11 protein-coding genes are annotated in these 12,633 nt (G+C 61.7%); 6 read left to right on the top strand and 5 right to left on the bottom strand.

Annotated elements, in window-relative coordinates:
* The first annotated feature begins 97 nt into the window (after positions 1-97).
* The gene (locus AC3RCM_RS25735; protein WP_064491017.1) at positions 98-4,783 is read left to right on the top strand and encodes a dermonecrotic toxin domain-containing protein; all 4,686 of its coding nucleotides are present in this window, start codon (positions 98-100) and stop codon (positions 4,781-4,783) included.
* A gap of 44 nt (positions 4,784-4,827) precedes the next feature.
* On the opposite strand, the gene AC3RCM_RS25730 is transcribed toward AC3RCM_RS25735, so the two are convergent.
* From AC3RCM_RS25730 to gpmI, 4 genes are all read right to left on the bottom strand, one after another.
* The gene (locus AC3RCM_RS25730) at positions 4,828-5,595 is read right to left on the bottom strand and encodes a divergent polysaccharide deacetylase family protein (RefSeq protein ID WP_064491016.1); all 768 of its coding nucleotides are present in this window, start codon (positions 5,593-5,595) and stop codon (positions 4,828-4,830) included.
* A gap of 8 nt (positions 5,596-5,603) precedes the next feature.
* Complete coding sequence (locus AC3RCM_RS25725; protein ID WP_004576741.1) at positions 5,604-6,920, bottom strand: S41 family peptidase; 1,317 nt, start codon at positions 6,918-6,920, stop codon at positions 5,604-5,606.
* Between the two features lie 78 nt (positions 6,921-6,998).
* Complete coding sequence (locus tag AC3RCM_RS25720; protein ID WP_014592693.1) at positions 6,999-8,315, bottom strand: murein hydrolase activator EnvC family protein; 1,317 nt, start codon at positions 8,313-8,315, stop codon at positions 6,999-7,001.
* Between the two features lie 140 nt (positions 8,316-8,455).
* Positions 8,456-9,991, bottom strand: coding sequence for a 2,3-bisphosphoglycerate-independent phosphoglycerate mutase (gene gpmI, locus AC3RCM_RS25715; RefSeq protein ID WP_010955606.1), 1,536 nt, complete (start codon positions 9,989-9,991; stop codon positions 8,456-8,458).
* Here gpmI and AC3RCM_RS25710 point away from each other — a divergent pair.
* From AC3RCM_RS25710 to secB, 4 genes are read left to right on the top strand one after another with little or no spacing between them, the layout of a single operon-like run.
* Positions 9,981-10,199, top strand: a complete 219-nt coding sequence (locus tag AC3RCM_RS25710) for a hypothetical protein (RefSeq protein WP_156356161.1) — start codon at positions 9,981-9,983, stop codon at positions 10,197-10,199. The genes gpmI and AC3RCM_RS25710 overlap by 11 nt on opposite strands.
* Positions 10,199-10,612, top strand: a complete 414-nt coding sequence (locus AC3RCM_RS25705) for a rhodanese-like domain-containing protein (RefSeq protein ID WP_010955605.1) — start codon at positions 10,199-10,201, stop codon at positions 10,610-10,612. The genes AC3RCM_RS25710 and AC3RCM_RS25705 overlap by 1 nt, the downstream gene beginning before the upstream one ends.
* Before the next feature lies 1 nt (position 10,613).
* Positions 10,614-10,868, top strand: coding sequence for a glutaredoxin 3 (grxC, locus tag AC3RCM_RS25700; RefSeq protein ID WP_003249204.1), 255 nt, complete (start codon positions 10,614-10,616; stop codon positions 10,866-10,868).
* 39 nt (positions 10,869-10,907) lie between these two features.
* A complete protein-coding gene (secB, locus tag AC3RCM_RS25695; protein WP_003249206.1) occupies positions 10,908-11,393 on the top strand; it encodes a protein-export chaperone SecB in 486 nt (161 codons plus the stop codon).
* Positions 11,394-11,548: 155 nt separating this feature from the next.
* On the opposite strand, the gene trmL is transcribed toward secB, so the two are convergent.
* On the bottom strand, positions 11,549-12,010 hold the full coding sequence (gene trmL / locus AC3RCM_RS25690; protein WP_003249209.1) for a tRNA (uridine(34)/cytosine(34)/5-carboxymethylaminomethyluridine(34)-2'-O)-methyltransferase TrmL: 462 nt from the start codon (positions 12,008-12,010) through the stop codon (positions 11,549-11,551).
* On the opposite strand from trmL, the gene AC3RCM_RS25685 reads away from it, so the two are divergent.
* Positions 12,009-12,446, top strand: coding sequence for a hypothetical protein (locus AC3RCM_RS25685; RefSeq protein WP_064491015.1), 438 nt, complete (start codon positions 12,009-12,011; stop codon positions 12,444-12,446). The genes trmL and AC3RCM_RS25685 overlap by 2 nt on opposite strands.
* The last annotated feature ends 187 nt before the right edge of the window (positions 12,447-12,633 follow it).

The raw sequence follows: 12,633 nt of genomic DNA, 5'->3' as shown, positions 1-12,633 counted from the left end.
CCGCCAGGTGCCGCGGCCTGCCAGCAGCAATATGTAGCACCTGTTTCGCTACCATTTCCAGGACGCTTTGTGGTTCATTCCACAACGAGTCCTGGTCATGCCCGCCACTCACGCGCACAACCTCAAACACGCAGTCGCCGCCCAGTTCGCCAGCCGTCCCATGCTCCGCCAGGTCGTAGGCGAACAGGTCATGAAGGTGATCCTGGAGCACTATCCTCTGGTTGGCGTGCATCGCCCTGAAATGACCTCGGCTGCACCGCTGTACCTGATGTCCCTGCAGCCGGATGGCGTCTGGCGCCCTCAGCCGCTGGTGGATGTTGTGCTGCAGGCCCTGCTTGCGGCTAAACCACTGGACCTCGCCCCGGCGGGCGACTACCGCCTTAGCCTGAACCCGCCCCGGCGCTTTTTCGCCATCGAGTCGAGCTTCGAAACGGCTGAGGGCGATTTGATCGAGCCCGCGCGCCTGACCGATGGCCTCAACGCGTTGCTGCCAATGCTGCTTTGGCACTTCCAGCAAGCGCAGATCGACTATTGGAACGGCGACGGCACGATCGACCGGGACCTGTGGTTGCAACAGTTGTTGCGCGCCAACCTGCTCGATGGCCTGAAAGACGAAGCGCTGGACGACGAACAGCGCAAGCTTCTGCGTGACCTGATGATGGGCAACCGCACCGGGCTCGATGTGCAGCTGGTGCGGGTAGCCTTACGTGAGGGCGAAGACACGTTCCATGAGCTGTTGCCCGGCTTGCTGATTACCGCCTCCAGTGAGGTTCGCGAACTGACACTCTGGTGTTCTCCCGAAGGCCTGGTCCGCAGTTTCGACGCCCAGGCTGCATTCGGCGCGGCGTTGCAAATACAGATGGCTGGACGTTACCGGTTTGATGAGTTGAACTGGCAGGGCCTGACCGTGGAGGGCGACGCTTTCGCCCTGTACAGCGCCTCGCTGCTGGAAATCTTGCTCGAGCGCGTGGCCCGCCTGCGCTGGAGTGCGATCGACAGCGTCGACCAACTGGAGCACTACTGCCACTTGGCCTGCGACCCCGCATCATTTTTCGCCGAGTTCAGTGACCATGGCACCGGTGGGCTGGGCCTGGCGCTTCCCAAGGGCCTGTCGCGAGCCGATACGGATAGCCAGACCGCTTACCTCCAAGCCATGCTCGACTTGTCGCTACTGCAACAGCACAGCCCAGCGCAGGGCATTCAGGACGGTCTGCCGGACTTGCACACCTATGCGGCGACGCGCCTGCGCGAAGCGATGCTGCATGACCACCCGGTAGACGCCAATTATTTTCCTGATGACCTTCTCCTCACGGTCGAGACCTTTGTCAGTGACGGTCACGGGCTGGGCTTCGGCCAGAAGACCGGTGAAAAGACGTTGACCCTGACGCAGCTGGCGATCGGCCGCCTGGATGCCACCGCAGGCGGGGTGGTGACACACATCGCCCACCGGGAAAACCAGCTGATCATGAAGTGGATGACCATTGATTACGTCCGTGAGCTGGTGCAGCGAGTCGATATCGGCGGCAGTTATCCACGGCATGTTCAGTCGATGCTCGATCGCTCGGCGAGCCGCGCCGAACACATCTCGGCATTTGCCATACGCTGGCGTGTCACCCTGATGTTCGATGCTGCGCGGGCGCGTGCCGTCAAACGGCTCGACAAATTCGCCTACGGCGCCCTGGCAGAATTCTGCCGTAGCGGCGCGGAAGGGGCAGCCGCAGTGCGGATTGCACCGCTTGCGTTCAAACGCTCGCCGACATCAGAGAGGGTCGACGTCGCGCATGGTTTCTACGTGATCGAACTCATCGAGTTGGGTGTTCATCTGTTGTACTGCCCGCTGTACACCGAAAAGGCGCTGATTCAGTACGACAGCGCTCAAGCACTGTTGGATGCGATCATCCGCCCGGGGGCGTTGCAGGACAACGTGCTGCTCTGGATCGAGCAAGCTCAGCGCGCGGTCTACGGCAATGGTGGCTTCCGGGAGCCGCACCTGCCCCAATGGCTGCTCGACCCTTACACCCTCCCGGAGAAACCGCAGCCTGTTCAGTTGGCGCTGCAATTCTGGGCGCGGGACGTGGATCGGCAGATGTTCGAAGCCAAGGGCCGGATGTTGCTGGAGCTGGCGGATCGCAGCGCCATGAGCAACAGCGAGGTGCGCTGGCGGCTGGTCACGGCATTTTCCTGGGAGCTGCTGAATGTTGTGTTTCCGGTGTTGCCAGGGCCGCTCACCTCGGTTGCCTGGCTCTACATCGGCATGCGCAGCTTGATCAACGATGTGCAAGGACTGGCCAGCTCGCATCTCGACGAGCGCATCCAGGCGATGGTCGATGTGCTGAACAACACCTTGCTGGCGCTGATACACCTGCAGACGCCGAAACTGGCAGCGCCGCCTGTTTCTGGCGACCTGCCGCCAGCGCTGCTACAGGGGCCACCTGCCGGCACTGGGGTCGAGTTGGCGAACCTTTGCGCAGCAACGCGGGAGCCCAGCGCCTCGGTCGACAGCCTGCAGGCCATGGCCAACACCCACCTCGATTTTTCCTGGCGTGGGGCTGGGGGGCTCAATGGCCTGTCAAGTGCCCAGCGCGGCCAGATGCGCGCGTTGGCGGTCAGTGTTTTGCTGGAAGGGCGCGAACCGCAGACGCAGGGCGTGGCCGCGGGGCTGGTACGGATCGGGGATGATTTCTATGTGTCTCTGGACGGTGATGTCTACCGAGTCAGCCTTGATAACGCAGCGTTTCGCATCATTGGTCCGGACGGCACGGTTGGGCCATACCTGATGCGCGACGGCAATGTCTGGCGCCTCAATAATTCGCGCTTGCACGGTGGCAATGATCGCTCCGGCGAGTTGGCCCGCGAGCGATTGCGCAAGAAGCTTGACGGGCCGATCGCCAAGGCTCAGGCCGAGATAGAGCGGCTTATCCTGGCCGCAGAGGCTGCCACGAAGGATTTCAACGCGTTGAGCGAGCAGATTGTCGGTTTGCGTGATCCGGTAAAAAAAGTCGAGGAACGGTTGCAAAAGGCGCCACCCACCGAGCCGGGCGAACGTGCGCAATTCGAGCAGGCTACCGAGTTGTTCAAGCTCAAGTTCCAGCAGTTGCAAGAGCAGACGAGTAAGTTGCGCAACCAGCGCCTGCCCTTGAACGAGAGATTGTTCCTTGATTATCTCGAGGCCGAACGCAACATTACCTACGTGCTTGACAAGTCGAGCGCCTCGACGCACGTCGGCAGCGTAAGAGATCAACGGATACTCTTGGGCCAGGTCCGCAAGAACCTGATCAGCTTTGGCATGTTTTTCATTGATGAGCTACTGGCCTTGGGTGGGTTCAGGGAATATGACCAACTCACCAATGCGCTCAATGTCGCACCGCCAGAGAAACAGGCCGAGTTGTATGCCAGGTTCCGGACGATGTTGGAAAAGTTGCTTGAAGAGCAGCCCAGGATCATCAATGTCTCCAGCCAGCTGGATCGCCTGTTGGCCATCACCGACATCGACATGCAAGTGCCTTACGTCAATACCACGCTGACCGTTTCGAGCATTATCGAGAGCCGTAAGACGACCACGATCAACATCCGGTTTTTCCAGGCCATGGGCCTGGTCGAGCTGGCCCTGCAGTGGCACAAAGGCACGCCTACCCAGCACTACATGATCTTCCGCCATGCGCTCGCCAGTCAGCGTTTGCGGGTGGCTGCACAAACCCATCATCTGCTGATGTTCTGTGACTTGCCTGTCGCCGAACGAATCGAGGTGCTGCAAAGTGCGTGGGACGAATACCTCGCGGCGATTCTCAACGCCGAACGGATCAAGACACTCGGCAGCAAGCTCATCGATGTCCAGCGCCTTGAGGCCTACAAGCAACAGATGGTGGAACTGAAAACCATAGCCGGTGAGGCGTTGGTCGAGGCCATGCGCGAGCAGGCGGACGGGCAGGTCCGTGGCACACGTCGTGCGGTCTATTCACGAAAGAGCCTGCAGGTGGCCCATACGCGGGCTGGTCAGATAGTCATTGGCAGCGAATCGGTGGTCGACGGGCAGGCTGTGCTGCAAGTTGTAGCGGCTTTCAACAAGAGTGCGCTGCATCGCTTCCAGAAGCAGGGAAACACCTGGGTTGAAGAGGTAGCCGCGGGCGAACCGGAACAGCAGTCGCGGACTTCTACGCCGGAGTCCGAAAGGAACAACCGGGAACTGGCCGAGGCCATGCTGGCACAGAACGAAAATGTCATCGCTCAAGCCAGAGCCCTGGTTGCCAAGGATGCTGACGACATGGGCCTGATGTCGATGCTGGACGGCCAGATCAACGAAGTGTCCGAGTTGCGTGAACAGCTCAGCGATGCCAACGCAGAGCACGCGCTGCTGGCGGGCATGGACGATGCGCTGATTCAGTTGCGTCAGGCCCGCCGCGACTGTTTGGTAGCGCTTTACAGCAAGACGCGCTATCCAGGTGCCAGAGGGCTGAATTTTCTCCATCAGCAGGGTTTGCTCGCCGTGGAATATGTCGGGCCTCGGCAGGTGGTTTCCGATGGCTATCTGGACGAGTACCGGATCAGCCTGTTGCGTGCTCCCGGTGAGAGTCGAGGTAAACCCTTGTGGGCCGCGCATTTCCATTTTGCCGACTCGCAGGCGGCGCCGACGGCGTTTGGCAAAGGCCATCTCAAGCTGTGGAGCCAGCGCAAGATGGGGTATCGCGAGCAAATGAAGGCGGCGAGCGAGGGGCAGGTACTGAGCATTTATCGGGGTAACCTGACCTACGCACAGGCCAGGGATGTCATTCCGTTCAACCTCTGAACATTCGCCCGGGTGGCCCAGCGGCTGCCCGCGATCGGCAAATGCTAGCGATTGCTGTAACGGCCATGCTTACCGTGTGCAGGCATGGCCTGGTTGCCACGTGTGGCGATCATCTGTTGCAGCGTGACCAGTTCGATACCCAACTGCTTGAGCCGTGGAATCTGACTTTCCAGCACCGCTAGCGTCTGCGGGTAGGGGTGGCCGATCAACACGGCCGAGCCTTGCTTGCGGGCCAGCGTAATACCCTGTTGCAGCTGAGCGTCGATGGCTTCCGGCGTGCGCACGTCATCCAGAAATACATCCCGTGATACATGCGCGACATCGTGTGCTTGAGCCTCGGCCGCGGCAACCGTGGCGGCACTGGTGCGGCTGTCGACAAAGAACAGATGGCGCCGCTGCAGCTCGCCCATCAACCACGCCATGGGTTCACGCTGTGCGGTCATGCGGCTGCCCATGTGGTTGTTGATGCCGGCGGCGTAGGGCACCTTGACCAATGCTGCGTCCAGGCGCCGCGCCAGCTCTTCGATGGCGATGCCCGGGTGCCAGGCATAGGGCCCGGTGGCCGGGTCCATGGGCATGTGCAGGATCACCGTCTTGCCGGCCTTGTGCGCCTGGCGTGCAAAGTCGGTGGCATGCGGGGTGTCGGGCATGATCGCCATGGTCACCGGCCCAGGCAGGGCCAGGGTACGGCTGTCGCGCTCCGGGCTCTGGCCCAGGTCGTCGATGATGATGCTCATGTAGGCCTTGTTGGCCGGTGCCGCTTGCGCGATTCCGGCCATCAGGCAAAACAACAGACACAGCAGAAAACGCATAGGGTGGCTCAGTCGCCCTTGGTGATGTTCAGGCCCTTGAGCAGGCTCAGTGCCTGGCTCAGCTGGAAGTCGTCATCCTGCGGGCGTTCCTTGCGCTTGCTGCTGCCGGTCGGGCGGTCGGCGCCGCCGTTGCCGTTGCCCAGGTGGCCCTGCAGGTCGGCTTCCTTGAAGTTTTCGGTGTCGGCTTCGGCGGTGAGCTTGGCCGGGCGCACCTCGATGTCCGGGACAATGCCCTGGGCCTGGATCGAGCGGCCGTTGGGGGTGTAGTACAGCGCAGTGGTGAGCTTCAGGGCGCGGTCGTTGGCCAGTGGCAGCACGGTCTGCACCGAGCCTTTGCCGAAGCTGTCGGTGCCCATCAGCACGGCGCGCTTCTGGTCCTGCAGGGCGCCGGCGACAATTTCCGATGCCGATGCACTGCCACCGTTGATCAGTACCACCAGCGGCACGCCTGCGCTGGCATCGGCCGGGTCGGCCGAGAAACGCAGCTCGGAGTTGGCGATGCGGCCCTTGGTGTAGACGATCAGGCCTTTGGTCAGGAAGTGGTCGGCCACTTCCACTGCCGATTGCAGCACGCCGCCTGGGTTGTTGCGCAGGTCCAGCACCACCCCGCGCAGCTTCTTGCCGTTGTCCTTGCGCAGCTTGGCCAGGGCCTTGCCCACTTCGTCACCGGTCTTGACCTGGAACTGGGTGATACGGATGTAGCCGTAGTCGTTCTCCAGTAGCTGGCTCTTCACGCTCTTGACCTGAATGACTGCACGGGTCAGGTTCACGTCGAACGGGTTGCCGCCGTCGCGCACCAAGGTCAGGGTTATCTTCTCGCCGACCTTGCCGCGCATCTTGTCGACGGCTTCGGTCATGGTCTGGCCGCGGGTCGGGGCGCCGTTGATCTTGACGATCAGGTCACCAGCCTGCACGCCGGCCCGCGAGGCTGGGGTGTCGTCGATTGGCGAGACCACCTTGATGAAGCCGTCTTCCTGGCCTACTTCAATGCCCAGCCCGCCGAACTCTCCGCTGGTGCTTTCCTGCAGCTCCTGGAAGTCCTCGGGGCCAAGGTAGGCCGAATGCGGGTCAAGGTTGCTGAGCATGCCCTTGATGGCGTTTTCCAGCAGGGTCTTGTCGTCTACCGGTTCGACGTAGGCGGCCTTGATGCGGTCCAGGACCTCGGCGAAGGTGCGCAGTTCTTCCAGCGGCAGTGGCGCCTTGGCGGTCACCTCGGTGGCTGGCACTGCGGCGGCCTTGGCCGGCTCTGCGGCGGTGGCCAGGGGCGCGCCGACCGCCAGGGCGATGGACAGGGCCAGCTGGGTGAGACGAGGCGAGTGCAGCATGTCGAACGAACTCCTGATCCTGTAAGCGCTCCCTGGGGAGCATCGGCGCAGCACTCAGGCTGCGCCGTAGAAATTTGACTAGCCCCGGCACCACTGCGAAGGGTCGGTAGGCCGGCCCTGCTGGCGGATAGCGAAATACAAGCCTGCCGCGTCCTGACCACCGCTGTCGCCAACGGTGGAAATGGCTTCACCGGCCTTGACGATATCACCGGCATTCTTGAGCAGGCTCTGGTTGTGGCCGTACAGGCTCAGGTAACCGTTGCCATGGTCGAGAATGACCAGAAGCCCGGCACCGCGCAACCAGTCCGCGAATACCACACGCCCGCCGTGCACGGCACGTACCTGGGTGCCTGGGTTGGCGCTGATCATAACCCCGTCCCACTTGGCACGGGCGTCGCTACCGCGGGCATCACCGAAACGTGCCAGCAATCGACCATTGACTGGCCATGGAAGTTTGCCCCGCGCAGCAGAAAATGCGCCGCCGTAGTTGGCGCCATCGCTGGAAACCATCGGCCCGAGGGTGGTACGGGCCTTTTTCGGCGGTTCCACTGGCTCTGCAGGCTCACGGGCCCGGTCGCGGGCAGCGGCGGCGGCCAGCGCTTCCTGCTGGCGGCGTTTTTCCGCTTCCTGCTGCGCCAGCAGGGCCTTCTTGCGTGCCTCTTCAGCTTCACGCGCCTGGCGGGCGAGGGTTTCCTCGATGGTCTTCAGGACCTTGGCCAGGTCGGCCTGGTCCTGTTCGCGCGCTTGCAGCTTCTGATCGCGGTCCTTCACATCGCTGTTGAGCTTTGCCAGTACCTGCTGGCGCTTGGCGCGCTCGGTTTCCAGGGCCTGGCGACGGCTGTCGAGGTCGGTGCGCTGGGCCAGCAGTTGTTGTTGCTGGCTGGAAATTTCCTGTTCGACGTTGGCCAGTTGGCGCAAGGTCTCGTTGAAGGTGCGCAATTGCTCCAGGCGCGCCTTGCTCAGGTAGTCGTAATAGGTGAGGGTGCGGGCGAATTTCTCGGGGTTCTGCTGGTTGAGCAGCAGCTTGAGGTATTCCTCGCGACCGTTGTTCTGGTAGGCCGAACGGGCCTGAATGGCGATCAGTCGTTGTTGTTCAACGCGGGCGCTCTGGAGTTTTTTTTTCTCGGTATCAAGGCGCTCCAGCTCGCCTTCAGTCTTTTTTAGTTCTTGCTGCAGGGCCTCCACCTGCTTTTCGAGGTTGCCGATGTCGGTTTCGGTGGCTTTGAGGTCTTTTTGCACACCGGCCTTTTCTTCCTGGAGCTTGCTCAGCGTTTTCTTGAGCTCGGCAATGTCCTGGCGGGTGGCATCCAGTTGCTGCTGGGTCTGCGCACGCTCATCGGCGAAGGCCGGGCTGAGCAGGCAAGACAGGGCTAGGAGGATCAGGGCGCGAAGCATGGGGTTTGGCGTACCAAGGATGGAGACTGGCCTAGTATGCCCGCCTGGGCAGGCAAAAAAAACGCCTCGCTGCGGATGCAGGGGGGCGTTTGTCTGGAATTCATGTGCAATTGGGGCTGCAACGCAGCCCCTTTCGACATTCAGGCGTCGACCAGAATCGAAGTACCGGTCATTTCCACCGGCTTTTCCAGCCCCAGCAGCTTCAGCATGGTCGGCGCCACGTCGGCCAGCACGCCGCCCTCGCGCACTTTCACGTTGCGCTTGCCCACGTAGATGAACGGTACCGGCTCGGTCGTGTGCGCGGTGTGCGCCTGGCCGGTGCACTCGTCTTCCATCTGCTCGACGTTGCCGTGGTCAGCGGTGATCAGCGCTTCGCCGCCGACCTTGTCCAGTGCGTCGACAATGCGCCCTACACAGGTATCCAGTGCTTCGACGGCCTTGACCGCTGCCTCGAACACGCCGGTGTGGCCGACCATGTCGCCGTTGGCGTAGTTGACCACGATGACGTCGAAGCGCTGCTGTTCGATGGCTTCGACGATGCGATCGGTCACCTCTGGTGCGCTCATTTCCGGTTGCAGGTCATAGGTGGCGACCTTCGGCGACGGGATCAGGATGCGTTCTTCGCCTTCGAACGGCTCTTCGCGGCCACCCGAGAAGAAGAAGGTGACGTGGGCGTATTTCTCGGTTTCGGCGATGCGCAGCTGGGTCTTGCCGTTCTTCGCCAGGTATTCGCCCAGCACGTTGTTCAGGCTGGACGGGGCGAAGGCTGCTGGTGCCGGGATCTTCGCCGAATACTGGGTCAGGCCGATGTACGCCGCCATCTTCGGCAGGCGCGCACGGGCGAATTCCGTGAAGTCTGGTTCTACGAATGCACGCGACAGCTCGCGAGCACGGTCGGCGCGGAAGTTCATGAAAATCACGGCATCGCCATCTTCGACCTTGACGGCTTCGCCAATGCGCGTGGCCTTGACGAATTCGTCGCTTTCGTCGCGGGCGTAAGCTGCTTCAAGGCCTGCCAGGGCTGTGTCAGCGGTGTACTCGGCAGCGCTGTCGACGATGAGGTTGTAGGCAGCGCTGACGCGGTCCCAGCGGTTGTCGCGGTCCATGGCGTAGTAGCGGCCGATCAGGCTGGCGATACGGCCCTTGCCCAGTTTGGCGAAGGTGGCGTCGAGCAGTTCGATGGACGACTGCGCGCTGCGTGGCGGGGTGTCGCGGCCATCGAGGAAGGCGTGCAGGTAGATCTTTTCGGCGCCACGCTGGGCGGCCAGTTCGGCCATGGCCACCAAGTGGTCCTGGTGGCTGTGTACGCCACCATCGGACAGCAGGCCGAGGATGTGCACGGCCTTGCCAGCACCGACTGCCTTGTCCACAGCACCGGTCAGTACCGGGTTTTCGAAGAACTCGCCGTCGCGGATGGCCTTGGTCACCCGCGTGAAGTCCTGATACACGACGCGACCTGCGCCGAGGTTCATATGACCGACTTCGGAGTTGCCCATCTGCCCGTCCGGCAGGCCGACATCCATGCCCGAGCCGGAAATGAGGCCATGCGGCTGGGTGGCGCACAGGCGGTCATAGACCGGTTTATTGGCGGCAAAGATGGCGTTGTGTTCGGGGATATCGCTATGGCCGAAGCCATCCAGGATAATCAGGACCAGGGGTTTGGGCGTGCTCGTCATCAATCAAACTCACGGTTGTTCAAAGATGATAAAGACACGCATTTTAGGGCAAATACGCCACCTGCGGCGAATATTCGTCCCATTCCACCGACCGGCGCACCTGTGGTGGCAACATGAAGGTGGTTTTGTGGCCGGCCCGTCGGGCTTTGGTGGCACCAAGGGGCTGTGTATACTGGCCGGCATTTTCAATCGCCTGGAACACCGCTGATGGTTGCTCACCTGATTCAATTCGCGACAGATCACTACATCCTGGTTGCGATCTTCCTCATTCTGCTGGTCCTGCTGCTCATCAATGAAATCCGTCGTGGTGGCCAAAGCCTGACTAACGGCCAACTGACAGCCCTGGTCAATGCCGAGAAGGCCCTGGTGATCGACATTCGCCCGGCCAAGGAATACTCCGCCGGTCATATCGTCGGTGCGGTGAACATCCCGCAGGACAAGCTGGCCAACCGCATGACCGAGCTGGGCAAGCATAAAGAAAAGACCCTGATCGTCGTCGACGCGATGGGCCAGCAGTCCGGCACCATTTGCCGCGAGCTGCTCAAAGCTGGTTACAACGCCGCCAAACTGAGCGGTGGCGTTTCCAGCTGGAAAGCCGATAACCTGCCCCTGGTGAAGTGATATGAAGCCTGTCATCGTCTACTCCAGCGACTACTGCCCCTACTGCATGCGCGCCAAGTACCTGCTCGAGAGCAAGGGCGTGGCCTTCGAGGAAATCAAGGTCGACGGCAAGCCGCAGGTTCGCGCCGAGATGAGTCAGAAAGCCGGCCGCACGTCGGTGCCGCAGATCTGGATCGGCAGCACCCATGTCGGTGGATGCGATGACCTCTATGCCCTGGAGCGCGCGGGCAAGCTCGACGCGTTGCTGGCGGCCTGATTTGCACTGCATTCAAAAACATTAGGATAAGGATCTGACATGACTGACCAACAGACCAACGGCGCTGCTGCAGAAGACAACAGCCCTCAGTTCTCCCTGCAACGCATCTATGTGCGTGACCTGTCGTTCGAGGCCCCGAAAAGCCCGCAGATCTTCCGTCAGACCTGGGAACCGAGCGTTGCCCTGGACCTGAACACCAAGCAGAAATCCCTGGAAGGCGACTTCCACGAGGTCGTGCTGACCCTGTCGGTTACCGTCAAGAACGGTGACGAAGTGGCCTTCATTGCTGAAGTGCAGCAGGCCGGTATCTTCCTGATCGCCAACCTCGATGCGCCTTCGATGAGCCACACCCTGGGTGCGTTCTGCCCGAACATCCTGTTCCCTTATGCCCGTGAGGCCCTGGACAGCCTGGTGACCCGCGGTTCGTTCCCGGCGCTGATGCTGTCGCCGGTCAACTTCGACGCCCTGTACGCGCAAGAAATGCAGCGTATGCAGGAAGCGGGTGAAGCGCCTACTGTGCAGTAATTACTGCCGGTATAAAGAAAGCGCCTCTCGGGGCGCTTTTTTGTTGCCTGTGCGGGCCTCTTCGCGGGTAAACCCGCTCCTACAGGGGATCGCGCCGTTGCCTCGACCTGCGTAGGAGCGGGTTTACCCGCGAAGAGGCCGGCACAGGCAACACATCAGCTCCCGGCAAACCCGTTCTGCCGCCACGCCTCATACACCGTCACCGCCACGGTATTGGACAGGTTCAGGCTACGGCACCCCGGCCGCATCGGCAGGCGCAGGCGATGCTCGGCCGGCAGGCTGTCCAGCACCTCGGCCGGCAACCCGCGGCTCTCTGGCCCGAACAGGAAGGCGTCGCCCGGCTGGAAGGCCACTTCGTGGAACGGGTGCGAGCCCTTGGTGGTAAAGGCGAACAACCGTGGGTTGCCAAGGCTTTCCAGGCATCCGGCCAAGCTCTCGTGGCGCTTGAGCGTGGCATACTCGTGGTAGTCCAGCCCTGCGCGGCGCAGGCGCTTGTCATCCAGTTCGAAGCTGATGGGTTCGATCAGGTGCAGGGCGCAGCCGCTGTTGGCGCATAGACGAATGATGTTGCCGGTATTCGGCGGAATTTCTGGTTGAAAAAGGATGACGTGAAACATGCACGGCTCCAAACGTGAAGATGACGGGCATTCTACCCCTGAACCGGACGTGCGTTCGAAGGCCTTCCCACGGGTGATGCTGTCGTTGGCGATCGTCGGCTTGATGGTAGGGCTGATGATCGGTCGCCTGACTACGCCGGACGAGCGTGAACTGCAGCAGGTGCAAGTGATGCAGGATGGCCTGGAGCTGTGGTTCAACGAAGAGCCCCAGCTGCATGGCGAGAACGTGGAAGGGACGGTGGCGTTGCTGTTCCAGGCCCAGGGCAAGGCTCAGCAAGGGCAGCTCAGCTTGCAGGGCAAGCCGGTGAGCTGGCGGGTACAGCACAGCAAGGAAGGTTTGTTGCTGACGGTGGTGGCCGCGCGCCCCCTGCACGGCGAATGGGCCGGTGCAGAGGACGCTGGGCGCTGGCGGGTGCAAGTGAAACTGCACGAATAAAAGAGGGGATATCCCGGCCTGCCTGTACCAGGGTCCCCAAAAGGGGTACTGCGTATAAAGGGGGGATGCCCGGCCTGCCTGTACCGAGGTCCCCAAAAGCGGCGGTGCTGCAAATAAAAGAGGGGTTCACCCGGCCTGCCTGTACCAGGGCCCCCGAAACTGGAGATGTATTGCTTATTGCAGGGGG

Source organism: Pseudomonas sp. GW823-FHT05G12, from assembly GCF_058795575.1.
Note: the sequence above shows the minus strand (reverse complement) of the source record. Positions and strands in the feature narration are given on the sequence as shown.